Below are 23,856 nucleotides of genomic sequence, written 5' to 3'. Positions count from 1 at the left end.
GGTCTAGACCAATGCTAGCCCGAATGGACGTTTGTGGAGAAGGGTACGTTTCCTAGCGGGGACGGTGCGCGTTCGAGTGGGAAGGCTTAGGGAGTCGGTCATGTTGGAGACAACCACCGCGAGTGAGGCGGGCGCTACGGCAGGGATGCGCGGACAGCGCGAACCCAAGTACTGGGCGCTGAAACAGCATCTGCTCGATCTGCTCGACGCGCTGCCCCCGGGCTCGCCGATTCCGACGGAACGGGCACTGGCGGGGGAATTCACCGTTTCGCGCACCACCGTCCGGCAGGCGCTCGCCGACCTCACGGCCGAGGGCAGGCTCCACCGCGTGCAGGGCAAGGGCACCTTCGCCGCCGAGCCGAAACTCGCGCAGCGCCTGCAGTTGTCGTCCTACACCGAGGACATGCGCAAGCAGGGACTCAAGCCTTCTTCCAAGCTCCTGGAGATCGACGAACTGCCCGTCGAAGCCGATCTGGCGAAACTGCTCGGAATCCGGGTGGGTGCGAAGATTCTTCGCCTTCGCCGCCTCCGGCTCGCCGATTCGCAGCCGATGGCCCTCGAGACCACGCATCTCCCGCTCGGCCGGTTCCGCGGTTTGCGCAAACACGTTTCCGCAGGTGGCTCCCTGTACGCCGTGTTGAGGGAGCACTACGGCGTCGAGCTCGAAAGGGCCGAGGAAACCATCGAGACCGCCCTCGCCGGACCGCACGAGGCGGAGATGCTCGGCGCCGACGTCGGAATGCCGATGTTGCTCCTTTCGAGGCATTCCTTCGCCACCGACGGAAAACCGGTCGAGTTCGCGCGCGCGATCTACCGGGGCGACCGTTACAAGTTCGTCACCACGCTGCTTCCTTGAGCGCGCGCTGACGGAAACGTTTCGCAGGGCGCGGGCGCCCTGCAAAACGTTTCCGTGGCCTTCGGCCGAAAGAGGGCGCGCGCTGTGCGGACTCCCCTTCGCGCTGGCGCGCGTCGGAGAGTCAGGTCTCCCGGTTCCGTGGATTTGGTCGCCTTTTGCCTGACGCGTCAGGCAATTTGCTGTGGCTTGGTGCCGTTCGGCGTGATTCAGTCGTGGGGTGACTGATCTAGGGGCGGGGATTCGGTGGGGGACGCCGGTGGCGCGCGGCGTGCTCGCCACGACCATCGTCGGCTCGGGGATGGCGATGCTCGACGGGACGATCATCAACGTCGCGCTCCCGAGGATCGGCGAAGAACTCGAAGCGTCCGTCGCGGGCCTTCAATGGATCCTCGACGGCTACCTCCTCGCGCTCGCCGCGCTGATCCTCGTCGCCGGATCGCTCGGGGACCGCTACGGCCGCCGTCGCATGTTCGTCGTCGGCGTCGTCTGGTTCGGTGTCGCCTCCGGGCTGTGCGCCGCCGCGACGACGACCGAGATGCTCGTCGCGACCCGGATCCTCCAAGGGATCGGGGGAGCTTTGCTCACGCCGGGCTCCCTCGCGATCCTGCAAGCGTCCTTCGCCCACGACGACCGGGCCCGCGCGATCGGCGCCTGGTCCGGGCTCGGCGGTATCGCGGCGGCGATCGGCCCGCTGCTCGGCGGCGTCCTCGTGCAGGTGTGGTCGTGGCGGCTGGCGTTCCTGATCAACCTGCCGCTGGCCGCCGTCTGCGTCCTGCTCGCCCGGCGCTACGTGCCCGAGTCCCGTGACGAAGAGGCGACCGGGCATCCCGACTTCCTCGCCGCCGCCGTCGGCGCGATCGGTCTCGCCGGACTCACCGGCGCGCTGGTGGAGGCGCCGGGACGCGGCATCGGTGACGCCGTCGTCCTGGTGGCGATCGTGCTCGGCGTCGCGGGGCTGACGGCGTTCCTGGTGATCCAGCATCGCTCCGCCGATCCGCTGGTGCCGCCGAAACTGTTCCGCGACCGGACGTTCAGCCTCGCCAACGCGCTGACCTTCGTCGTCTACGCGGCCCTCGGCGGCGTGATGATGCTGATGGTCATGCAGCTTCAGGTGTCGCTGGGCTATTCGCCGACCGCGGCCGGTCTCGCCGGGCTGCCGATCACCGTCATCATGCTGCTGTTCTCCGGCCGGTCGGGTGCGCTCGCGCAGAAGATCGGGCCGCGTACGCAACTGGTCGCCGGCCCGATCCTGGTCGGCGCCGGCATGCTCCTGCTGATGCGCGTCGGGCCGGGATCTTCGTACTTGGGATCGGTGCTGCCCGCGGTCGTCGTGTTCGGCGCCGGGCTGGCGACGGTCGTCGCGCCGGTGACCGCGACGGTGCTGGCCGCCGCGCCCGACCGGTACGCCGGCGTCGCCTCCGGGGTCAACAACGCCATCGCCCGGTCGGGTGGCCTGCTCGCGATCGCCGTCCTGCCCGCCGTCGCCGGACTGTCCGGTGCCGCGTACACCGATCCGGTCGCGCTGACCGCGGGCTGGCGGACGGCGTTGCTGGTGTGCGCGGCACTGGCGATCGGCGGCGGCCTGATCGCGCTCGGCATCCACAACGGCGTTCTCGACACCCCTTCCGACGGCGACGCCGACGAGTCACCGCATCCGGGCGAATGTCTCCATTGCGGGGTCGACTCGCCCCCGACGCACGTCCGCCCCGGGCATCACACGTGATCAGACGGACGACACGCGTGACTGGGTGGACGTCACGCGTGTCGTCCTTCCAATCACGTGTGTCGTCCGTCTGGACACATGTGTCGTCCTAAGCGAGCAGGGAAGCCAGGGTCGCCGGGTCCAGGTTGCCGCCCGAAACGACCGAAACGACCTTGCCCGGCGGAAGTGCGTCACGGTGGGAGAGGAACGCGGCGGTCGCGGTGGCACCGCTCGGCTCGGCGACCAGCCGCGCGCGGTGCGCCAGCGTCCGGACGGCCTCCCGGATCTCCTCCTCCGAAACGGTGATGACGTCGTCGAGCACCGACTGGAGGTGGGCGAAGGTCAGGTCCGACGGCTGGGCGCGCAGGCCGTCGGCGCTGGTCCGCGCCCGCAGGTTCATCGGCCACTCGATCCGCCTGCCCGCGCGCAGGCCTTCGGCGGTGTCGGCCGCCAGCTCCGGCTCGACGCCGATGACCTTCGCGTCCGGCAGCAGCGCCTTGATCGCCGTGCCGACGCCCGAGGCCAGCCCGCCGCCGCTGAGCGGGACGAGGACGACGCCCGCGTCCGGCAGGTCTTCGGCGATCTCCAGGCCGACGGTGCCCTGTCCGGCGATGACGTCACGGTGGTCGAACGGCGGGATCATGGTCAGCCCCCGTTCCTCGGCGACGGCGAGCGCGGAGGATTCTTGGGCGTCGATCGGGACTTCGATGACTTCGGCGCCGAGCGCCTTGGTGGCTTCGACCTTGGCGCGCGGGGCGACGTCCGGAATGAGGATCACCGCCGGAATCCCGAATCGCTTCGCCGAGTAGGCGACCGCTTGCGCGTGGTTGCCACTGGAGAACGCGACGACGCCGCGGGCGCGCCGATCTTCGGTCAACGCGGCGATCGCGTTGTAGGCCCCGCGTACTTTGAAAGCGCCGATCGGCTGAAGGCTTTCCGGTTTGAGCCACAACGGCGCCCACCCCTGTGCCAGCAACGGTGTGCGCACCGCGACGCCTTTGACACGGCTCGCCGCGTCACGGATTTCCTCGATCGATACCAGATCCATACGTCCGATTATGTCAAGGAGTTGTGAACCGTGGACAGTCCTTTTTGGACGGACAGCGTGGCGCTCCTCACGTGCGGACAACGAAGGGAGCATCCCGTGCGCCTTACTCGTTAGGACGGGTGAGGACCGACTAGCAGCAGAACGGGATCATGACCAAGGAGAGCTCGGAGAAGACCGAAAAGACGGAAAAGCAGGGCCGGATCATCCAGGTGACGGCGGCGGCGATGGCCGCGATCACCGCGGCATTGCTGGGTTCCACGCTCGGCGTGGCCGGAACGGTGGCGGGTGCCGGGCTGGCGAGTGTGATCACGACGCTCGGCGGCGAGCTGTACCTGCGTTCGCTTCAGCGGACGAAGGACGCGGCGCTCAAGGCGCGAGTGGTGCTGACCGTGCCGGGACGGCGCCGGGTGCTCGACCCGGCGGAGCAGGAGACCGTCCGGTTGAAACCGTCCGAGGACGAAGAGGAACCCTCCGGCCGGAAGTTCAAACCACGCTGGGCGGTGATCGCCGGGGTCAGCGTGGTGGCGTTCGCGGTGGCGCTCGTCGCGATCACCGGCTTCGAGGGCGCGACCGGGAAGACCTTCGGTGGCGGGACCGGGACGACCATCGGGAAGATCATCGGCGGCGGCCAGGCCGAGGAGCGGCACGACAAGCACGACGCCCCGCCCGCGACGTCCCCATCGGAACCGAAGGACGACAAGCCGGAGACGACGCCGACGAACACTCCGACCCCCTCGACGACGCCGACGGCTCCCACGACCACACAGGCTCCTCCGACGACGCCGTCCACCACGCCTTCGACCTCGAAGGTGCCCTCGACGACGCCGTCGGCTCCTCCCGCCTCGAACACCCCCGCGCCCTGACCGCGTTTCGTCCTCTGGATGCGGTAGTTCGCGCTGCCGACTACCGCGTTCAGAGGACGAAACGCACGGGGTCAGGAGAGGGCGGAGCGAAGGGTGCGAGCGGCCGCTTCGGGGTCTTCGGCCTCGGTGATCGCCCGGACGACGACGATCCGCGACGCCCCCGCGTCCAGCACCTCGGGCAGCCGCTCGGTGTCGATCCCGCCGATGGCGAACCACGGCCGCGTCGTCCCGGACGCGGCCGTCGAGCGCACCAGGTCGAGCCCCGGCGCGGACCGGCCGGGTTTGGTCGGGGTCGGCCAGCACGGGCCGGTGCAGAAGTAGTCCACGCCGGGCTCGCCGTCGGCGGCCGCGGCCTGTTCGGCCGAATGGGTGGACCGGCCGATCACCACGTCGTCCCCGAGCACGCGGCGCGCGAGCGACACCGGGATGTCGTCCTGACCCAGGTGCAGCACGTGCGCGCCGACGCCGAGCGCGACGTCCGCGCGGTCGTTCACCGCCAGCAGTTTGTCGTGCTTCTCGCACGCCTCGGCCAGCACTTCCAGTGCGGCGATCTCGTGTTTCGCCTCGATCGGCGTACCGCCGGTCTTGTCCCTCAGCTGGATGATGTCGACGCCGCCGGCCAGCGCCGCGTCGGCGAACTCGGCGAGATCGCCGCGGTCGCGGCGGGCGTCGGTGCAGAGGTACAGGCGGGCGTCCGCGAGCCGGGCGCGGATCAGCGAACCAGACAGGGTGGGCATGGCGGCGACGGTACTCGCGCGCTACGGTGGGGTGGTCCGCACGGGAGCCCGAGGACGGGCTGAGAGGGAGCCGAGACCGCTCCGACCGTGGAACCTGATCCGGGTCATGCCGGCGCAGGGAGCGTGATTCGTATGGCAGAACTTTCGGTTGTCGGCGGCGGGGTCATCGGCCTCTCGGTCGCTTGGCGCGCGTCCGCGCGCGGTCATCGCGTCACCGTGTACGACCCCGATCCGGGGCGCGGCGCGTCTTGGCTCGCGGGCGGCATGCTCGCGCCGGTCACCGAGGCATGGCCCGGCGAGGAGGACGTCCTCGCGCTCGGTGAAGCGTCGCTGCGGCGCTGGCCGGATTTCGCCCGTGACCTGGCCGGAGAGGGCGTCGATCCGGGCCTTTCCCCGCATGGCACGCTCGTTGTCGCGCTGGACAGCGCCGACGCGGGCAATCTCGAAATGCTCGCCGCGTATCTCACCGAACTCGGTCGCGAGGTCGGGCGGCTGACCGGCCGCGAAGCCCGCCGCGCCGAACCCGGCCTCGCCGGATCCGTCCGAAGTGGACTCCTGGTGCCCGGGGATCTGGCCGTGGACAACAGAAGGCTGCTGCACGCGCTCAGACACGCTTGCGACGAGCGCGGCGTCGAGTTCCGCCAAGAGACCGTCACGGACCTCAGTGGATTGGGCGACGTCGTCCTTGCCGCGGGTGCCTGGACCGGACGTCTGCACCCCGCGCTGGACGGCGCCGTCCGGCCGCTCAAGGGCGAGATCCTCCGCCTGCGTCCGCGAAGGGGCTGCCTGCCGCCGCCGAAGCGGACCGTCCGCGCGATGGTCGAGGGCCGCCCGATCTACCTCGTCCCCCGCGAAGACGGTCAGCTCGTGCTCGGCGCGACCCAGTACGAGGCCGGTTTCGACGAGACCGTCACCGTCCGAGGCGTACGTGAGCTGCTCGAAGGCGCGGAACGCGTCTTCCCCGGCCTCACCGAATACGAACTCGTCGAGACCGCCGCCGGGCTTCGCGCGGCGAGTATCGACACGATGCCCTTCATCGGTGAGCTGGGCGAAGGCGTCTTCGCCGCTACAGGCCACCATCGCAACGGTCTCCTGATGGCCCCGGTCACCGCGGACGCCGCGGTCGCCTGGCTGGACGGACGGCCGTTGCCGGACGAGGTCGCGGCGGCAACGCCGTCGCGGCGAAGCGAGGAGCGGGTGTGATGGAGATCCAGGTCAACGGCCAGTGGCGCGAATTCCCCGACGGGACCACCGTCGAGGGCGTGCTGGAGGCGCTGGGAACGGCGACACAGGGTGTCGCGGTCGCGGTGGACGGCGTGGTCGTCCGGCGCGGCGAATGGCCGGAAGCGGTGGTGCGCAAGGGCGCCAGCGTCGACATCCTGACCGCTGTGCAAGGAGGCTGACATGAACGGTGACGAACTCGTCATCGGCGAGCACAAGCTCTCGTCGCGGCTGATCATCGGCACCGGTGGCGCGGGCAACCTCGCCGTGCTGGAACGCGCGCTCGTGGCGTCCGGCACGGAACTGACGACCGTCGCGATGCGCAAGGCCGACGCCGAAGGCGGCTCCGGCGTCCTCGAACTGCTGCGCCGCCTCGGCATCCGCCTGCTGCCCAACACCGCCGGCTGCCGGACGGCCGCCGAAGCGGTCCTCACCGCGCAGCTCGCCCGCGAAGCGCTCGAAACCGACCTCGTCAAGCTGGAGGTCCACGCCGACGACCGCACGCTGCTTCCCGACCCGTTCGAGACCCTCGAAGCGGCCGAACAGCTCGCCGCGGACGGCTTCACCGTGCTCGCGTACACCAACGACGACCCGGTGCTGGCGCTGCGGCTGGAGGAGGCGGGCTGTGCGGCGGTGATGCCGCTCGGCGCGCCCATCGGTACCGGTCTCGGCATCCGGAACCCGCACAACATCGAGCTGATCGTGTCGCGCGCGGGGGTGCCGGTGATCCTCGACGCCGGGATCGGCACGGCCTCCGACGCGACCCTGGCGATGGAGCTCGGCTGCGACGCCGTCCTGCTCTCCACCGCCGTGACCAGGGCCGCGGACCCGGAACGGATGGCGTCGGCGATGCGGGCCGCCGTCACCGCCGGACGGCTGGCCGCCGGCGCGGGCCGGATCCCGCAGCGGTTCTGGGCGCACGCCTCGAGCCCGCCTCGATAACCCTTTTGTACGGTTCACGGCCTTAACAGCGAGTACGCACCCGGAGCCCGTATGGTTGACGGCACTTTCCGGAGGCGCACCCGCCGCCGTGTACCCAGAGGAGCCAGTCGTGACCACGTCAACGGTCCAGGACGTTTCGGGCAGGTTGTTCCTGGCGGTGGGCAGGCTGTCCCGGTCACTGCGCCAGGCAGGCGTGCCAGGGCCCGGCCACGGCGCGATTTCGGCGCTGGCCACGCTCGTGCACTACGGCCAGCTCCGCCTGGGTGATCTCGCGGCGAAGGAAGGCGTCGCCGCGGCCACCATGTCGAGGATCGTCGCTTCGCTGGTCGAAGCGGGCTACGTCAGCCGTGAATCGGACCCGGTCGACAGGCGCGCCTGGCTCGCGGAGGCCACCGAAGAGGGCGAGAGGCTGGTTTCCGGCGTCCGGTCGACGCGGGTGAACGAACTCGGCAAACGCCTCGAACGGCTGAGCCCGGAGCACCAGGCGGCCCTCGCGGCGGCCCTTCCCGCGCTCGAAGCGCTTATTGCCGACGAAGAGCGCTGACTTCGGCCCGAAGCGCGCGGATCTCGTCGAGGATCTCCTTGTTCGCCACAGCCTGGGTGGCGGCCTGCTTCGCCTCTTCCTCGCGGATGTCCTGGCGAAGTTCGTCCTCCATCCCGCTGACCACGACGGCGATGAAGAGGTTCAGCACCGCGAAGCTGGACACGAGGATGTAGACCACGAAGAACACCCAGGCCATGGGCGCTTCCTTCATGATCTCCTTCGCGATGTCCGGCCAGGCCTCGCCCGTCATCACCTGGAACAGCGTGAACAGCGAGGTGCCGAGGTCACCGAAGTTCTCCGGCGAGATCGCGCCGAACAGTTTCGTCGCCATCACACCCGCGACGAAGATGATCAGCGCGAGGAGCGCGGCGATCGAAGCCATACCGGGGATCGACGCGAGCAGGCCGGTGACGACCTTCCGCATCGACGGCACGACCGAGATCAGCCGCAGCACGCGCAGGACCCGCAACGCCCGCAGCACCGCGAACGGCCCGGTCGTGGGGATCACCGCGATACCGACGACGATCAGGTCGAAGATGTTCCACGGATCGCGGAAGAACTTCGCACGGTAGGCGTAGAGCTTCGCGCCCAGTTCGAGGACGAAGATCCCGAGCGCGACGTAATCCACCGTGTGCAGCAACGGCCCGTACTCGGCGACCATTCTGGTCGAGGTCTCCAGGCCGAGGGTGACGGCGTTGACGACGATCACCGTGATGATGAAGTGCTGGAAGCGGCGGTCTTCGACGACCCTGGCCACCGTTTCGCGTCCGGTCACGGCGCAGATCGTAACCGGGCGAGTGCTCAGTGCTCCGGCGCAAGCCGCCAAAACGCCGAAACCGGACCGACCTTCGCGCCCATGGGATAAGCGTTTTCGACCGCGTGTGAGACGAACCACTTGCCGTAGCGGGCGGCCTCCACGACGGACATCCCCTTCGCGAGACCGGCTGTCAGCGCCGACGCCATCGTGTCCCCGGCGCCGTGCGTGTGCTGCGTCGCGTACCGCTCGCCCGGCAGCTCGACGAACGTGGAGCCGTCGAAGAGCACGTCGACGCATTCCGGGTCGGAGACGAGGTGGCCGCTCTTCACGAGCACGTATTTCGGCCCGAGCCGGTGCAGGACGACGGCCGCCTGGTGCATCTGCTCGCGGGTGGTGACGGTCATCCCGGTCAGCAGGCGGACCTCGTCGAGGTTCGGCGTGAGGACGGTCGCGCGCGGCAGGAGCTCGTCGCGCAGCGCCACCAGCCCGGCCTCGTCGAACAGCGGATGCCCGTGCATGGACGCCGCGACCGGGTCGACCACGAACGGCACCTTGCTGTCACGGCCGATCTCGGCCTTGTCGCAGGCCGCGGCGACGGCGTGGATGATCTCGGCGGAGGCGAGCATGCCGGTTTTGGCCGCGTTGACGCCCATGTCGGCCGCGACCGCCTCGATCTGCCCGGCGACGATCCGCGCCGGGATGTCGGTGCGGTCGTGCACGCCGAGGGTGTTCTGGACGGTCACGGCGGTGACCGCGACCAGACCGTGCACCCCGCAGGTGAGGAAAGTGCGCAGGTCGGCCTGAAGGCCGGCGGCGCCGCCGGAGTCGGACCCCGCGATGGTCAGCGCCGACGGCGGGCTCGGGTTCTCGCTCATGGGTTCATTTTCCCGGCTGGTCCTTTTGGCGCGACAGGGGTTCGGCCGCAGGCCACCACGGTGGCACAGCGCGTGAGTCATCGCACTCCGCGCGGTATCCCTCCAGTCACGCGAAACCCCTGCAGGGGCGAAGGGGCCCATCGCCGCATCGGACGCGGCGAAGGACGCTTTCGGCCCAGCCGGTTAGACCGTCAGGACGAGCTTCCCGGTCACCCTGCCGCCTTCGCCGACTTCGTGCGCCTTCGCGACGTCTTCCAGCGGGAAGGTCTGCTCGACGTGGACGCGCAATTCACCTTTCTCGATCAGGCCGGTCAACGCCAGGAGACCGATCTCGTCCGGTTCGGCGAGCATTCCCGACGTCCGCACGCCGAGCTTCTCCGCCTTCGCCACGACTGCCTCGCTCGGTCCGCCGGGGACCGCGATCAGCAGGCCGCCCGGTTTCACCGCGTCCAGCCAGCGCAGGTCGCTCTCCTCGCCGACCAGCCCGAACACGACGTCCACATCGGACACCATCGCGGCCTCGTCGCGGTAGTCGATCGGCTCGTCGACGCCGAGCTCGCGGAGGAAGTCGTGCTTCCCGGCGCTCGCCGTGCCCAGGACGTACGCCCCGCGCGCCTTCGCCACCTGGACGGCGAGGTGCCCGACCCCACCCGCGGCGGCGTCGATCAGCACCCGCTGCCCAGGCTGGACGGCGGCGATGTCCACGAGGCCCTGCCAGGCGGTGAGCCCGGCGAGCGGCAGCCCGGCGGCCTGCTCGTGGGTGAGGTTCGCGGGTTTGCGCACGAACTGGCGGGCGGGCGCCGTCACGTAGTCGCCGTAGCCGCCGGCCTGCCGTGGGAACCACGGGAAGCCGAGGACCTCGTCGCCGACGGCGAACCGCGTGGTGCCGACGCCGAGCTCCTCCACCACCCCGGAAACGTCCCAGCCGAGGACGAACGGCGGCTCGCCCATGAAGACGCCGTAGGCCCGGGTCTTCCAGTCGACCGGGTTGATCCCGGCCGCGCGCACGCGCACGAGCACCTCGGTCGGGGCGGGGGACGGCCGATCGGTTTCGGTCACCTCCAGCACTTCCGGGCCACCAAGCCGCTGCTGGGTCACGACGCGCATCGAAAGCTCCTTCGTTGTTGGTGCTTCCATGCTCGGGCGCTTGCTCTCTTTTCGCTAGAAGGCACTTGTAGGTAAACTAGGTACCTGATGGAAACCACCTGTGAAGTGCCGGAATCCCCGTGGGACATCTACCTGCGGAACTGCCCGTGCCGAGACGTCCTCGATCTGCTCGCCAACAAGTGGACCGCGCTCGTGCTCGGCGCGCTGTCGCGGCGGCCGCACCGGTTCGGTGAGCTGCGCCGCGCTGTCGGCGGGATCAGCCAGAAGATGCTGACGCAGAACCTGCGCGCCTTCGAACGCGACGGCCTGGTCACGCGCACGGTCTTCCCGACGACGCCGCCGACCGTCGAGTACGCGCTGACCGAGCGAGGGGCGAGCGCGGGCACGCTGCTCATGGCGGTCAGCGAATGGTCGGTCGCCAACTTCGACGGGATCCTCGAATCGCGCAAGGAGTACGACTCGCGGGTGATGGAGCCCGTCGGCTGAAGTCCTCCGCGGCGGCACGCGGACTTCATCGGGAAGACAGTTCGGCGCACTAACTTGACGAACAATTGGTTCGAACAAGTTATCCGGAGGCTTTCGTGCGCAGAACGCTTTCCCTCCTGTCGGTTTTGGTGGCCGTCGCCGCATTGACCCCCGGCGTCGCCGCCGCCGCGGCCAAGACGCCGAAGGTGCTGGTCATCGGCCTGGACGGGGCCCGGTTCGACAAGCTGATGGCCGCCGACACCCCGAACGTCCACGCGCTGGTGGAGCGCGGCTACGCCTCGCGCAGTTCGCTGTACGGCAGCGGGATGGCGCCGACGGTCAGCGGTCCCGGCTGGTCCACGATCCTCACCGGTGTCTGGCCGGACAAGCACAAGGTGAAGGACAACTCCTTCGCCGGCAACGATCTCGTCTCGCATCCGAGCTGGCTCGCCCGCGCCGAGACGGCGAACCCGGCGCTGGACACCTACGCCGCGGTCGACTGGACACCGATCAGCGACCGGATCCTGCGCGCAGGCCAGGACCGCAAGTTCGTCCTGAACGGCGACAGCGCCGGCTACGAGAAGACCGACGAGCAGGTCGCCGTCGACGCGGAGAAACACCTCAAGCAGGACAAGGCCGACGCGTCGTTCGTCTACTTCGGACAGACGGACATCGCGGGGCACGACCATGGCGCGGATTCCCCGGAGTACGAAGCGAGCCTGCGCACCGACGACGCGCTGATCGGCCGTCTGCTCGCCGCCGTCGACGCCCGCGCGGACCGCGCGAACGAAGACTGGCTGATCATGATCTCCTCCGACCACGGCCACACGCCCTCGGGCGGCCATGGCGGTGACACGCCCGAGGAGCGGATGACGTTCGTGATCGCCGCCGGTGGCGCGGTCCCGGCCGGGACTCCCACGGTGGCACCGAAGATCGTCGACATCGCGCCGACGGCGCTGCGGCATCTGGGCATCGCCGCTCCGGCGGTCTACGACGGCTACGCGCTCGGCGCCGCGCCCTCGGATGTCTTCGATTCGGCCGCTTTGAAGCCCCGGCAGGACGAAACCGGTGTCCCGGCGGGAGTCCTCGGCTGGACCCACGACGCGCCCGGCGGCTGGAGCGTGCGAAACGCGTCCGGCATGCCCGCCGGGGTGACGGAGTGGCAGGGCTGGTCCTTCACCACCGACGACTTCTGGACCCGCACCGCCCCCGGCCAGCAGCGCGAGGCGAACGCCCGCGCGCGTGGCGTGTTCGCGGTCGCGGACCCGGACGAGTGGGACGACAAGGGTTCGCCCTCTTCGCGCGGTACCTTCGACTCTTCCCTGGTGTCGCCTTCGCTCGACGTCTCCGGTAAGTCCACTGTGGACGTCTCGTTCGTCTCGCATTACCGGCAGGACGGGACGCAGCGGGGTGCGCTGACCGCGTCGTTCGACGGCGGTCCCGAGCAGAACGTGCTGGCCTACGGGCCGGAGTCCGGCACGGCGAACAAGGGTGGCGACGTGCTTTCGGTGCCGACGTCGGCTTCGGTGAAGGTGCCCGCGGGGGCTCGTTCGGTGAAGCTGACCTGGCGGCTCTACGCGGCGGGGAACAACTGGTATTGGGCGGTGGACGCTCCTCGCCTCAGCGCCCGCTAGGGCCTCGTGAGTGGTAAGGACGGTTAGAACCGTCCTTACCACTCACGAGCCCGATCGCTTACCGCAGCCTCCAGAACGGCGAAACGGGACCCACTCCGGCCCCCAGCGGATACGACTCCGCCACACAGCGCTCGATGAAGCGTTTCCCCTCGGCGACGGCGGTGGGCACGTCGGCCCCCTTCGCCAGCGAGGACGTGATCGCCGAAGCCATCGTGTCCCCGCCGCCGTGGGTGTTCCGGGTGTCGAACCGCGGACCGCTCAGCTCGACCCAGGATTCGCCGTCGGACAACAGGTCCACGCAATCCTGAGCCGCGTCGAGATGCCCGCCCTTCACCAGCACCCACTCCGAACCGAACTCCAGCAACGCTTCCGCCGCTTCCCGCTGGGTCGCGGGCCCGGTGACGTCGACGCCGGTCAGCAGCCGCACCTCGTCCAGGTTCGGCGTGATCAGCGTGGCCCGCGGGAAGAGCTCGGTGCGGATCGCCTCCAGCGCTTCCTCGCGCAGCAACGCGTGCCCGGTCATCGAAGCGGCGACCGGGTCGACGACGAACGGCGTGCCCGTCGAGCGTCCGATGTGGACTTCGTCGAGGGTTTTCGCGACGGCGTTGATGATCTCGGCCGTCGCCAGCATCCCGGTCTTCGCCGCGTCGACGCCCATGTCCGTGGCGACGGCCTTGATCTGTCCGGTGACGACGTCGACCGGGATCTCGCTGAACCCTTGCACGCCCAGCGAGTTCTGCACGGTGACCGCGGTGAGCGCGACCATCCCGTGCACCCCGTTGGCGAAGAAGGTGCGCAGGTCGGCCTGGATGCCCGCACCACCACCGGAATCCGATCCGGCGATGGTGAGGGCGGTCCGGGGCGCTGTGTTCACGGCGCCTCCGCGGGAGGGAGTACGTCGGCGCGTGTCACTGATTGACCACCGGGAGGTACACCTTGTTGCCCTGCTCGGCGAACTCGTTCGACTTCTCCTCCATGCCCGCCTCGATGGCTTCCACAGTGGACAGTCCGTGTTCTTCGGCGTACTTGCGGACGTCCTGCGTGATGCGCATCGAGCAGAACTTCGGCCCGCACATCGAGCAGAAGTGCGCCGTCTTCGCCGGTTCCGCGGGCAGCGTCTCGTCGTGGTACGCGCGGGCGGTGTCCGGGTCCAGCGACAGGTTGAACTGGTCGTTCCAGCGGAATTCGAAGCGGGCCTTGGAAAGCTCGTCGTCCCACTCCTGCGCGTACTGGTGCCCCTTGGCGAGGTCGGCGGCGTGCGCGGCGATCTTGTAGGTGATGACGCCGGTCTTGACGTCGTCGCGGTTCGGCAGGCCGAGGTGCTCCTTCGGCGTGACGTAGCAGAGCATCGCCGTGCCGTACCAGCCGATCTGCGCCGCGCCGATGGCCGAGGTGATGTGGTCGTACGCCGGTGCGATGTCGGTCGCGAGCGGGCCGAGGGTGTAGAACGGCGCCTCGCCGGTCAGCTTCTCCTCGAGTTCGACGTTCTCCTTGATCTTGTGCATCGGCACGTGGCCGGGGCCCTCGATCATCACCTGGACGTCGTGCTCGCGGGCGATATGCGTGAGCTCGCCCAGCGTCTCCAGTTCGGCGAACTGCGCGCGGTCGTTGGCGTCGGCGATCGAGCCGGGCCGCAGGCCGTCACCGAGCGAGAACGTGACGTCGTACTCGCGCAGGATCTCGCAGAGTTCGGCGAAATTGGTGTACAGGAACGATTCCTTGTGGTGCGCGAGGCACCACGCCGCCATGATCGAGCCGCCGCGCGAGACGATGCCGGTGACGCGGCGCGCGGTCAGCGGGATGTAGCGCAGTAGCACCCCGGCGTGCACGGTCACGTAGTCGACGCCCTGCTCGCACTGTTCGATGATCGTGTCGCGGTAGACCTCCCACGACAGCTTTTCCGGCTCCCCGTTGACCTTTTCGAGCGCCTGGTAGATCGGTACGGTACCGACCGGCACCGGCGAGTTGCGGATGATCCATTCACGGGTTTCGTGGATCCGCTTGCCGGTGGAGAGGTCCATGATCGTGTCGGCGCCCCAGCGGGTGGCCCACACCATCTTGTCGACCTCCTCCTCCACGGAGGACCAGACGGCCGAGTTGCCCATGTTGGCGTTGATCTTCACCAGGAAGTTCTTGCCGATGATCATCGGCTCGGTCTCCGGGTGCTTGCGGTTGGCGGGGATCACAGCGCGGCCGCGCGCGACCTCGTCCCGCACGAATTCCGGCGAGCAGCGCTCGCGTGCCGCGATGTACTCCATCTCGCGGGTGATGACGCCCTGTTTCGCCCAGCCGAGCTGGGTGTTGTGCTCACGACCGTCGGCCCAGCCGGCGCGCAGCCGATGGAGTCCACTGTGGACATCGATCTGCGCGTCGTCGTCGGTGTACGGGCCGGAGGTGTCGTAAACGTCGAAATGCTCGCCGTTCGAAAGGTCGATCCGCCTCGCGGGGACCCGGAGACCGGATTCCGTCTGGTGATAGACCTTGCGGGAACCGGTGATCGGCCCGGTGGTCACGGTCGGCGTGATGCCTTGGGCATTCTCAAGCGTCGTCAACGACGTTCACTCCCTACGCCGGCATTACCCGGTCAGGTTCATGCGGTCGGCGGCGCCGGGTCCCTGGAAAGACACCAGCCGCCCTCTCAGCCCGCCATGGCGCGAGCTCCCGCGGTTGTTTGGTTGTGCCCCGACCATGCCACGCCGGGGCGCGGACAATCAACCCTCCAAGGCGACGGTCACTCCGAAGCCGACCAGGACACCGCCGGACGTGCGCTCCAGCCACAGCTTGACGCGGTCGCGGCGCAGCCACTCACCCAGGCGTGTGACCAGCAAGGCGAGCGACGAGTACCAGACGATGTCGACGGCGATCCACACCGCGACGCACAGCAACAGCGACCACGGCCCGCCGTCGGCAGGCACGAACTGGGGGAGGAACGAGATGGCGAACACGCCGGCCTTCGGATTGGTCACGTTGATCAAGAAACCGGCCCGGAAGCCGCGTCCGGCGGGTTCGGCGGCGTCGGCGTCGCACTTGCGGAAGAAGAGCGCTTTGACGCCGAGATAGACCAGGAAGACCGCGCCCGCGATGCGCAAGACGTCGTAGGCGACCTGGGAGGCGATGAGGAGCGCGGTGAGACCGAACACCGCCGCGAGGCCCCAGAACGCGACACCCGCCTCGATGCCCGCGACGGTGGCGAACGCGTTCCGGCGAGAGCCCTTCGCCGACTGCTTGATCAGCATCACCGTCGCCGGACCGGGGACCATCGCCATGAGGAACGCGGCGGGGATGAACGCCAGCAGGTTCGGCATCACCCGATCGTCGGACACCGGGCCGCGGCGGGCAACGCAATTTCCCGGGCCGACATGTCGACAGCGTTAGCGGTTCACCGGTTTGGAGCATGTGCGCGCCGGGGATTCACGACAGAATCCCGGAGGTTCTGCACCGTTACAGAAGTCTGGGGTGGATATGCGGAAACTCGTGTTCCCGGCACTGGCAGGCGTGCTGATCGCGGGGCTGGTCCCGGCGGTGGCCGCGGCACAGGGCGGTGAGGCGCCCGGAGCGCCCGGCGCCCATCCGAGCTGGCTCCCGGCGGACAAGACCGGCTTCGGTACCGCCCGCGAACGGGCGAGCAACGTCTGGTTCACCCTCCAGGGTGGCCGGATGTCCGAGGTCTACTACCCGGATCTGTCCACGCCGAGCGTCCGGGCGCTCGACCTCGTCGTCACCGACGGGACGAGCTTCGCGACCGTCGACTCTTCGGCCAAGGCGCAGCAGGTGCGCCGCACCGGCGGCCTCACCTACGAACAGACCGTCACCGACGACCAGCGGCGCTGGAAGCTCCGCAAGACCTACGTCACCGATCCGGCGCGCACGAGCGTGCTGATCGACGTCGACTTCGTTTCGCTGACCGGCCGCCCGTATCAGGTGTACGCGGTCGCGGATCCCGATCTCACGAACGAGGGGTCCGACGACTCGGCGCGCACCGATGGGGTGAACGCGGTCGCGTCCGACGCGAAGACCTCGGCCGCGCTGGCGGCGGAACCGGCGTTCTCGCGTACCTCCGTGGGTTACGCGGGCGCTTCCGATGGCATCACGCAGCTGAAGAAATCCTTCACCCTCAATGAATACGCGACCGCGGCGAAGGGCAACGTGCTGATCACCGGGCAGACCTCCGCCGACGGTGTCCGCTCGCGGGATTTCACGCTTTCGCTGGGCATGGGCGCGAAAGACTCCGACGCGCTCGCCAACGCGAAAGCCTCTCTGCGGCGCGGATTCCCCGACGCCGCCCGCGCCTATGACCGGGGCTGGAAGCAGTACCTCCGCCGGCTGAAGGACGCGCCGTCGTCGCTCAAGACCAAGCGGGAACGGGACCTCTACCAGGCGTCCGTGCTCATGCTCGCGGCGAGCGAGGACAAGATCCACCAGGGCGCGCTCATCGCGTCACCGAGCATGCCGTGGCGATTCGGCAACAACGACCCGGAATGGTCGCCGTCCGGCACCTATCACCTGGTCTGGCCGCGTGACCTCTACCAGATCGCGACCGGGCTGCTCGCCGCCGGAGACCGCGACGCCGCGAACCGGTCGGTCGACTACATGTTCGGCACGCAGCAGCTGCCGGACGGGCATCTGCCGCAGAACAGCCACGTCGACGGCACGCCGTACTGGACGTCCATCCAGCTCGACGAGACGGCGCTGCCGATCGTGCTCGCGCAGCAGCTCGGCCGCACCGACGCCAAGACCTGGAAGGGTGTGCGCAAGGCGGCGGAATTCCTGTTGTCCTACAAGGCGGACAACGGGCACGCGTCGCCGTACAGCCAGCAGGAACGCTGGGAAGAACAGGACGGCTACTCGCCCTCGACGATCGCCGCGGTGATCGCCGGGCTGGTCTGCGCGGCCGACCTCGCCAAGGCGAACGGCGCCGCCGCCGACGCGAAGCGCTACCTCGACACCGCCGACGCGTTCAAGGCGAAACTCGCCCAGTGGACGGTGACCACGAACGGCCCGCTGTCGAAGGACCCGTACTTCGTCCGGCTGACCAAGGACGGCAACGCGGACAACGGCACGAAGTACAACCTGGGCAATTCCAGTGTGACCATGGACCAGCGTGCCGTGACCGACGCCGGATTCCTCGAACTGGTGAGGCTGGGCATCTACCGCGCCGACGATCCGGTGATCAGGAACAGCGTCAAGGTCACCGATGCCGACATCGCGTTCACCACCTCGACGGGGCAGTTCTGGCACCGCTACACGAAGGACGGGTACGGCGAGAAGGCCGACGGCTCGCCGTGGGACTACACGTTCCCGGCCGAAAGCCGGACCACTTTCGGGCGACTGTGGCCGCTTCTCGCGGGTGAACGCGGCGAGTACGACCTCGCCAACGGTGACCAGGGTACGGCCGCGAAGCGCCTTCGCGACCTAGGGCGCGTCAGCAGTTCCGGGGACACGATGCCGGAGCAGGTCTGGGACGAGAACGCGCCTTCGGGACAGCCGGGCTTCCCGGCGGGAACGCCGACCGCGTCCGCGACGCCGCTGGCGTGGACGCACGCCCAGTACCTCCGGCTCGCGTGGTCGGTGGCGGCGGGGAAGGTGATCGAACAGCCGCGGGTCGTGCGGTGCCACTTCCTGGGCTGCTGACTCTCACGTCTCGTGAGTGGTAAGGACGGTTCTAACCGTCCTTACCACTCACGAGGTCAGTCGTCCGAGGGCTGAGCCTCCGGCAGCCACGAGTTGCCCGGAACGCCCCACTTGTTCGCCTTGAGCATCTTCTTCGCCGCGCGGGCGTGGCGCCCGACCAGCCGGTCGAGGTAGATGAAGCCGTCCAGGTGATCGGTCTCGTGCTGCAGGCAGCGCGCGAGGTAGCCGGTGCCTTCGACCTCGATCGGATTGCCGTCGACGTCGAAGCCGGTGACCTTCGCCCACGAAGCGCGCCCTGTCGGGTACGACTCGCCGGGGGCGGACAGGCAGCCTTCCCAGTCGTCGTCCGGATCCGGCATCGTCTCCGGGATCTCCGACGTCTCGAGCTTCGGGTTCACCACGACGCCCTTGTGGCGCGTGCCCTCGTCGTCGGGGCAGTCGTAGACGAACACGCGCAGGTCGAGGCCGATCTGGTTGGCCGCGAGGCCCACCCCTTCGGCGGCGTACATGGTCTCGAACATGTCGTCGACGAGGGTGCGCAGCTTGTCGTCGAACTCGGTGATCTCCCGAGTCGGGTTGTGCAGCACGGGCTCGCCGGCGATCACGATGGGATGGACGGTCACGCGCGCAGTTTAGTCGGACCCTTCTGGTACACCCTTACCCGTGACGCGCCGACGCCGATACCGAGGCCGGGCGCCGCATCCGTGGTCTAATGGCGCCGCGGAATGACAAGCCTGTGGTTTCACGCCCGCCGAGCACTGACCTGATTGCGAGGAGTCGGATGGACGCCGCGGAGTCGATGGCTGAGCCCGACCAGCCGTCCCCGTCGGAGACCGTGAACGGCCTCAGCGAGCGCGAGCTCGACATGCTCGCGTTCGAACGTCAGTGGTGGAAGTACGCCGGCGCGAAGGAACAGGCCATCCGCGAACGCTTCTCTATGTCGTCGACTCGCTACTACCAGTTGCTGAACCGGCTGCTCGAGAAGACCGAAGCCATGCAGGCCGACCCGATGCTGGTGAAGCGCCTGCGAAAGACGCGAGCGGCCCGGCAGCGCAACCGCGCGGCCCGGCGACTGGGGATCGATCTCTCATGAGTCTGTTTTCGGGCCTGTCCCGGCCGATGAAGGCCGCCGGACTGGCCTTGGTCGGTGTCGCCGTGATCGCCGCCGTGATCGGCGGGATCACCCTGACCAGCGGCGGCGGTGACTCGGACACCGCGACGCCGCCCGGCACCACGCCGACGTCTTCGGACGGCGCGACGCAGCCTTCTTCTCCGGCGCCGGGTTCGCCTCCGGCCAGTACGCCGCCCGCGTCGTCGTCGGCGCCTCCGTCGAGCGCGCCCGCGAGCTCCGCGCCGCCGTCGAGCCAGCCGGGGCAGACCGGTCAGCCCGGCCAGCCCGGTGGCGACCAGCAGGCGTCGCACAAGTGGGTGACCGTGCGTGTCTACAACAACAGCACGATCCAGGGCCTCGCCGAGCAGGCCGCGAAGGATTTCCGCGCCTCCGGCTGGAACGTCTCCGAGGTCAAGGGCTACCCGGGCAGGCTCCCGGAGACGGTGGCCTACTACCGCCCGGGCACCGACGAGGAAGCGGCCGCGAAGGCGCTGGCGCTGGAGTTCGGTTTCCGCGCCGAGCCCAGGTTCAAGGAGATCGAGAACATCGGCCCCGGTGTGATCGTCATCCTCACCAAGGACTACAAGGCCAACGACAAAGACGGCTCCTAGCCCGTACGGAAAGGGCCCGCTTCCTCGCGAGGAAGCGGGCCCTTTCCGCGTTCTCAGACCTGGGTCTGTGCGTAGGCCTCCAGCGCCGCGAGCTGGGCCGGGTCGAGCGAAGGCCGCACGGCCTTGGCCGCCTGCGCCAGATGCGCGGCGGTGACCTCCTTGGCCTCCAGCGACTCCCGCATCGCGGTCAGCGCGGCCTCCCGGATCAGCGCCGCGCAGTCCGCCGCCGAGTAACCGTCCAAAGTGGCCGCATACGCCGCGAGGTCCACATCGGACGCCAGCGGGGTGTTCTTGGCGCTGGCGGCCAGGATCGCCTCACGGGCGTGCGCGTCCGGCGGCGGGACGTAGACGCGGCGTTCCAGCCGTCCCGGCCGCAGCAGGGCCGGGTCGACCAGCTCCGGCCGGTTCGTCGCGCCGAGGACGACGACCTCGCGCATCGGCTCGACACCGTCCAATTCGGTCAGCAGGGCCGCGACGACGCGGTCCGACACACCGGAATCCGAGGACTGACCGCGGCGCGGGGCGAGCGCGTCGATCTCGTCGAGGAAGATCAGCGACGGCGCGGCCTCGGCGGCACGGCGGAACAGTTCCCGCACCGCGCGTTCGGACTCGCCGACCCATTTGTCCATCAGTTCGGCACCCTTGACCGCGAAGACGTTCAGCGCGCCGGTGCCGGCGAGCGCGCGGACCAGGAACGTCTTGCCGCCGCCCGGCGGCCCGTACAGGAGCACGCCACGCGGCGGATCGACACCGAGGCGCGCGAACGAGTCCGGGTAGCGCAGCGGCCAGAGCACCGCCTCGGTGAGCGACTGCTTGACGTCGGTCATGTTGCCGACGTCGTCCAGCGTCAGCCCACCGGTGGCCAGATTGTCCGAAGTGGACATCGAGATGGGGCGGACGGTGGTCAGCGCGTCGAGCAGATCCTGCTGGGAGATCCGAGGTTCGTCGACGTCACGCTGCCGCAGCGCGGCGCGGAGAGCGGCGTCGCGACGGAGCGCGATGAGGTCCGCGGCCACGAAGCCGGGGGTGCGCTCGGCGATCGGGCCGACGTCGACGCCGGACTCCAGCGGGGCTTCGCGCAGGAGCACACGCAGCAGTTCCGTGCGGGTCTTCGAGTCCGGGAGCGGCAGGCCGAGTTCGCGGTCGAGCAGGTCGGCGGCGCGCAGCCTCGGATCGGTGGACTCGGCCCGGCCGGTGGTGGCGACCACGGCGAAACCCTTGTTGCGCAAGGCTTTGCGCAGGTCGTCGAGGACGACCGTCGCGAGCGGCGGCGGCTGGGAGGCGGGCAGCAACGCGTCGATGTCGGTGATCAGCAGGACGGCGGGGTCTTCGTCGCGGGTGGCCTGCTCGATCGCCTCACGCAGGCGCGCGGCGGCGACGTTCGGTTCGAGGACGGCGATGTTCGGCGCCGCGAGCGACACCACCCGCACCTTCTCGGCCTGCGCCACCGCGCGGACGAGTGTCGCCTTCCCGACGCCTTCCGGCCCGGACAGCAGGACCCCGAGATGCGCCGACGTCCCGAGCTTCGCCAGTAGCTCCGGGCGGTGGAAGGCCAGGTCGAACCATTCGGCGAGCTTGCGCGCGGCCGCTTCGGAGCCGGCGAGGTCGGACAAGGGAGGCACGGATTCCTCGGCCACCTCGTCGTCGACGCGTTCGTCTTCGACGATCTCCGCGTCGATGAAATCCTCGTGCGGGGTGGCGGGCGTGCTGCGTACCAGCGTCGTCCCGGCGCGGGCCGGAGCGGCGGCGGGCGCGGCCTCGCCGGTGCGGGCGCCGCCGCGCCAGCTGACCACAGTGGACGGTCCGACGGCCACCGGTCCCGATGGCTCGGTGGCGGTGACGGTGAGCAGCTCGTTCGTCCACGTCATGCCGATGGCGCGGGAAAGCTGGCCGCGGACCGCGGAGACGTCGGAGCCCGGCGCGGGCGCGAGATCCTGGGGGAGCAGGGAAACGGCGTCGCCGACGGTCAGCACCTTGCCGATCAGGGCGAGCCGCAGGGTGTGCGGGGAGAGCGACACGCTCGCGATACGCGAGCCCGCCACGGTGACCGTTTTCGCGGCCGACACCTCCGCCGGCGCGACGACCACCTCCGAACCTTCGGTCACGCCGAGGTTCGACATCGTGACGTCGTCGAGGAGGATCACGCCCGGGATCCCCTCGGCGTCCGACGGGGCGGCCAGCGCGGAGCTGACCCGTGCGCCGGTGACGCGGACGGCGTCCCAGGCCATCAGACCCAGCGCGTCGAGGACTTCGGGGTGCAGCCGGACGACGCCGCGGCGGGAGTCCAACGCGGACGGGGTGTGCCGGACGGTCAGCGTGATCTGGGGTGCGCTCACCCCGCCACCCTATCTACGCGGACCGTTCCCAGCGGTCGAAGGACAGGATCTCCCCGGCGGGTCGCCGGGCGGCCGGGGAGAAGTCGCGCTGGGTCGTGTACGCGACGGCGAGCAGGCTGATCTGCGCGACGTCATCCGGGATTCCGAGCAGCTTCGCGACTTCGGCCTCCCGCGCCGGCAGGTGGTAGGCGCAGATCGAACTGCCGAGCCCCTTCGACCGCAGTGCGAGCTGGAAACTCCAGATCGCCGGGTACACCGAGCCGTAGTAGCCGTTCTGGACGACGGGATCCTCCGGCGGGCGGCCGACCATGCACGGAATCGCGAGGGCGGGGACGCGGCCGAGGTTGTCGACGAGGTGGCGGGCCGACCGCATGACGGCCTCGCTCGCCAGGTGGCCGTACTCCGCCATGGTCGGAATGGCTTCCGCCCGGACGATCTCCGCGATCTCTTCGCGCAGCTCCGGGTCGCGGACGATCACCCAGCGCTGGGCGTCGAGCAGCATCCCCGCGGCGGGCGCCTGCTGCGCGATGCGGACGCAGTCTTCGAGAACTCCTTCCCCGACCGGCCGTTCGAGGTCGAGTTTGCGGCGGACCGAGCGGGTGGTGGTGAGCAGCGTTTCGGTGTCCATTACCTATCCCTCCAGGTGGCTTACGGCGTAAGCATACGATGTAAGTACTTACGACGTAAGGGGGTGCCGGTAAACTGGGGGACATGGCGCTGAGCAGGGAGAAGGTGCTCGACGCCGCGTTGCGGCTGGCGGGCGAGCATGGGCTGGCCGGACTGTCGATGCGGAAGCTGGCCGCCGACGTCGGCGTGGAGGCGATGTCGCTCTACAACCACGTCGCGAACAAGGGCGACCTGCTCGACGGGCTGACGGCGAGGGTGTTCGAGAGTGTGCCGCTGCCCGGACCCGGACCTTGGGACGAGCGGCTGCGGGCGCTGACCCATGGGCTGTACACGGCCTTTTCGCGGCATCCGGTGGTGGTGCGGGCGCTGGCGACCGACGCGGCGAACCCGCGTTCGGCCGGCGCGCTGAAGTTCATCGACGCGATGTTCTCGGCGCTGCTGGACGCCGGGTTCGACGAACGCGGCGCCGCGCGGGGCTACCGGTCGCTGATCGGGCTGGTGTTCGGCGCGGTGCTGACCGAGACGGTGGGGCTTTCCGGTGTCCCGGACCCGTCGGAGCGGGCCGAGCCGGTGGTGGCGTGGTTCCAGCGATCGGTGACCGCGGACGGGCTGCCCTCGCTGCACCGGGCGCTGCCGTCACTGCTGGAGGGCGACTGCCTGCGGGACTTCGAGTTCCAGCTGGACCTGGTGATCGGCGGGCTGCGCGCTTCGGTTGCGTGACTTCGGCGCTGGGTTCGCCTGGCGGGGTCGCGAGGATGTCCATAAGGGACAGTCGAGGTGGTCGTGAGT

The 23,856-nt window shown here is 69.4% G+C and carries 24 protein-coding genes and 2 riboswitches; of the genes, 13 read left to right on the top strand and 11 right to left on the bottom strand.

Annotation, left to right across the window (positions count from 1 at the left end; all coding sequences use genetic code 11):
- The first annotated feature begins 100 nt into the window (after positions 1-100).
- The gene (locus tag ACFWIW_RS31705) at positions 101-856 is read left to right on the top strand and encodes a GntR family transcriptional regulator (RefSeq protein WP_005160527.1); all 756 of its coding nucleotides are present in this window, start codon (positions 101-103) and stop codon (positions 854-856) included.
- Between the two features lie 217 nt (positions 857-1,073).
- The gene (locus ACFWIW_RS31700; protein WP_378371844.1) at positions 1,074-2,579 is read left to right on the top strand and encodes an MFS transporter; all 1,506 of its coding nucleotides are present in this window, start codon (positions 1,074-1,076) and stop codon (positions 2,577-2,579) included.
- Between the two features lie 88 nt (positions 2,580-2,667).
- Here ACFWIW_RS31700 and ACFWIW_RS31695 read toward each other — a convergent pair whose 3' ends face one another.
- Entirely contained in the window at positions 2,668-3,606 is a 939-nt protein-coding gene (locus ACFWIW_RS31695; protein WP_378371843.1) for a threonine/serine dehydratase, read from the bottom strand.
- A 149-nt stretch (positions 3,607-3,755) separates the two neighbouring features.
- On the opposite strand from ACFWIW_RS31695, the gene ACFWIW_RS31690 reads away from it, so the two are divergent.
- Complete coding sequence (locus ACFWIW_RS31690) at positions 3,756-4,469, top strand: hypothetical protein (protein ID WP_378371842.1); 714 nt, start codon at positions 3,756-3,758, stop codon at positions 4,467-4,469.
- Positions 4,470-4,540: 71 nt separating this feature from the next.
- Here the strand turns inward: ACFWIW_RS31690 and thiE are convergent, their stop codons facing one another.
- On the bottom strand, positions 4,541-5,206 hold the full coding sequence (thiE, locus tag ACFWIW_RS31685; RefSeq protein WP_378371841.1) for a thiamine phosphate synthase: 666 nt from the start codon (positions 5,204-5,206) through the stop codon (positions 4,541-4,543).
- 30 nt (positions 5,207-5,236) lie between these two features.
- A riboswitch (TPP riboswitch) is annotated at positions 5,237-5,344 on the top strand.
- On the opposite strand from thiE, the gene thiO reads away from it, so the two are divergent.
- The 4 genes from thiO (at position 5,339) to ACFWIW_RS31665 (ending at position 7,913) form a co-directional block, all read left to right on the top strand.
- The gene (gene thiO / locus ACFWIW_RS31680; protein ID WP_378371840.1) at positions 5,339-6,409 is read left to right on the top strand and encodes a glycine oxidase ThiO; all 1,071 of its coding nucleotides are present in this window, start codon (positions 5,339-5,341) and stop codon (positions 6,407-6,409) included. (Overlaps the previous riboswitch by 6 nt.)
- Positions 6,409-6,609 (top strand): sulfur carrier protein ThiS, encoded by a 201-nt coding sequence (gene thiS, locus ACFWIW_RS31675; protein ID WP_007033436.1) that lies wholly within the window; start codon positions 6,409-6,411, stop codon positions 6,607-6,609. The genes thiO and thiS overlap by 1 nt, the downstream gene beginning before the upstream one ends.
- Before the next feature lies 1 nt (position 6,610).
- Positions 6,611-7,369, top strand: coding sequence for a thiazole synthase (locus tag ACFWIW_RS31670; RefSeq protein WP_378371839.1), 759 nt, complete (start codon positions 6,611-6,613; stop codon positions 7,367-7,369).
- 109 nt (positions 7,370-7,478) lie between these two features.
- The gene (locus ACFWIW_RS31665) at positions 7,479-7,913 is read left to right on the top strand and encodes a MarR family winged helix-turn-helix transcriptional regulator (RefSeq protein ID WP_378371838.1); all 435 of its coding nucleotides are present in this window, start codon (positions 7,479-7,481) and stop codon (positions 7,911-7,913) included.
- On the opposite strand, the gene ACFWIW_RS31660 is transcribed toward ACFWIW_RS31665, so the two are convergent.
- From ACFWIW_RS31660 to ACFWIW_RS31650, 3 genes are all read right to left on the bottom strand, one after another.
- Positions 7,891-8,688: an ion transporter gene (locus tag ACFWIW_RS31660; protein WP_378371837.1), complete on the bottom strand. Its 798-nt coding sequence runs from the start codon at positions 8,686-8,688 to the stop codon at positions 7,891-7,893. The two genes, ACFWIW_RS31665 and ACFWIW_RS31660, sit on opposite strands and share 23 nt — an antisense overlap.
- 26 nt (positions 8,689-8,714) lie before the next feature.
- Positions 8,715-9,545, bottom strand: a complete 831-nt coding sequence (gene thiD, locus ACFWIW_RS31655; RefSeq protein ID WP_125733297.1) for a bifunctional hydroxymethylpyrimidine kinase/phosphomethylpyrimidine kinase — start codon at positions 9,543-9,545, stop codon at positions 8,715-8,717.
- Positions 9,546-9,728: 183 nt separating this feature from the next.
- On the bottom strand, positions 9,729-10,652 hold the full coding sequence (locus ACFWIW_RS31650; protein ID WP_378371836.1) for an NADP-dependent oxidoreductase: 924 nt from the start codon (positions 10,650-10,652) through the stop codon (positions 9,729-9,731).
- 87 nt (positions 10,653-10,739) lie between these two features.
- On the opposite strand from ACFWIW_RS31650, the gene ACFWIW_RS31645 reads away from it, so the two are divergent.
- Together ACFWIW_RS31645 and ACFWIW_RS31640 are read left to right on the top strand one after the other, a co-directional pair.
- Positions 10,740-11,138, top strand: a complete 399-nt coding sequence (locus ACFWIW_RS31645; RefSeq protein WP_172843557.1) for a helix-turn-helix domain-containing protein — start codon at positions 10,740-10,742, stop codon at positions 11,136-11,138.
- Positions 11,139-11,233: 95 nt separating this feature from the next.
- Entirely contained in the window at positions 11,234-12,751 is a 1,518-nt protein-coding gene (locus ACFWIW_RS31640) for an alkaline phosphatase family protein (RefSeq protein ID WP_378371835.1), read from the top strand.
- 58 nt (positions 12,752-12,809) lie between these two features.
- Here the strand turns inward: ACFWIW_RS31640 and thiD (ACFWIW_RS31635) are convergent, their stop codons facing one another.
- The 3 genes from thiD (ACFWIW_RS31635) to ACFWIW_RS31625 all read right to left on the bottom strand — a co-directional run bounded on the left by thiD (ACFWIW_RS31635) (position 12,810) and on the right by ACFWIW_RS31625 (position 16,056).
- Positions 12,810-13,625, bottom strand: a complete 816-nt coding sequence (gene thiD, locus ACFWIW_RS31635; protein ID WP_378371834.1) for a bifunctional hydroxymethylpyrimidine kinase/phosphomethylpyrimidine kinase — start codon at positions 13,623-13,625, stop codon at positions 12,810-12,812.
- A 34-nt stretch (positions 13,626-13,659) separates the two neighbouring features.
- Complete coding sequence (gene thiC, locus ACFWIW_RS31630) at positions 13,660-15,303, bottom strand: phosphomethylpyrimidine synthase ThiC (RefSeq protein WP_378371833.1); 1,644 nt, start codon at positions 15,301-15,303, stop codon at positions 13,660-13,662.
- Positions 15,297-15,426: riboswitch (TPP riboswitch) on the bottom strand. (Overlaps the previous gene by 7 nt.)
- 36 nt (positions 15,427-15,462) lie before the next feature.
- On the bottom strand, positions 15,463-16,056 hold the full coding sequence (locus ACFWIW_RS31625; RefSeq protein WP_378371832.1) for a LysE family translocator: 594 nt from the start codon (positions 16,054-16,056) through the stop codon (positions 15,463-15,465).
- A gap of 157 nt (positions 16,057-16,213) precedes the next feature.
- On the opposite strand from ACFWIW_RS31625, the gene ACFWIW_RS31620 reads away from it, so the two are divergent.
- On the top strand, positions 16,214-18,382 hold the full coding sequence (locus ACFWIW_RS31620; RefSeq protein ID WP_378371831.1) for a glycoside hydrolase family 15 protein: 2,169 nt from the start codon (positions 16,214-16,216) through the stop codon (positions 18,380-18,382).
- Positions 18,383-18,438: 56 nt separating this feature from the next.
- Here ACFWIW_RS31620 and ACFWIW_RS31615 read toward each other — a convergent pair whose 3' ends face one another.
- Complete coding sequence (locus tag ACFWIW_RS31615) at positions 18,439-19,005, bottom strand: peptide deformylase (protein ID WP_378371830.1); 567 nt, start codon at positions 19,003-19,005, stop codon at positions 18,439-18,441.
- A 158-nt stretch (positions 19,006-19,163) separates the two neighbouring features.
- Between ACFWIW_RS31615 and ACFWIW_RS31610 the strand changes: the two genes are divergently transcribed.
- Positions 19,164-19,475 (top strand): DUF3263 domain-containing protein, encoded by a 312-nt coding sequence (locus tag ACFWIW_RS31610; RefSeq protein ID WP_005160574.1) that lies wholly within the window; start codon positions 19,164-19,166, stop codon positions 19,473-19,475.
- A complete protein-coding gene (locus tag ACFWIW_RS31605; protein ID WP_378371829.1) occupies positions 19,472-20,104 on the top strand; it encodes a LytR C-terminal domain-containing protein in 633 nt (210 codons plus the stop codon). The genes ACFWIW_RS31610 and ACFWIW_RS31605 overlap by 4 nt, the downstream gene beginning before the upstream one ends.
- A gap of 53 nt (positions 20,105-20,157) precedes the next feature.
- On the opposite strand, the gene ACFWIW_RS31600 is transcribed toward ACFWIW_RS31605, so the two are convergent.
- The gene (locus tag ACFWIW_RS31600; protein WP_378371828.1) at positions 20,158-22,440 is read right to left on the bottom strand and encodes an AAA family ATPase; all 2,283 of its coding nucleotides are present in this window, start codon (positions 22,438-22,440) and stop codon (positions 20,158-20,160) included.
- Positions 22,441-22,453: 13 nt separating this feature from the next.
- Positions 22,454-23,068 carry a nitroreductase family protein gene (locus ACFWIW_RS31595; RefSeq protein ID WP_378371827.1) on the bottom strand — a complete coding sequence of 205 codons (615 nt, stop codon included), beginning with the start codon at positions 23,066-23,068 and terminating at the stop codon, positions 22,454-22,456.
- Positions 23,069-23,151: 83 nt separating this feature from the next.
- On the opposite strand from ACFWIW_RS31595, the gene ACFWIW_RS31590 reads away from it, so the two are divergent.
- A complete protein-coding gene (locus ACFWIW_RS31590) occupies positions 23,152-23,787 on the top strand; it encodes a TetR/AcrR family transcriptional regulator C-terminal domain-containing protein (RefSeq protein ID WP_378371826.1) in 636 nt (211 codons plus the stop codon).
- Positions 23,788-23,856 lie beyond the last annotated feature (69 nt).

The organism is Amycolatopsis sp. NPDC058340, from assembly GCF_042723975.1.
In the GTDB taxonomy this organism is placed as follows: domain Bacteria; phylum Actinomycetota; class Actinomycetes; order Mycobacteriales; family Pseudonocardiaceae; genus Amycolatopsis.
This window is presented reverse-complemented; position numbering and strand designations above follow the sequence as displayed.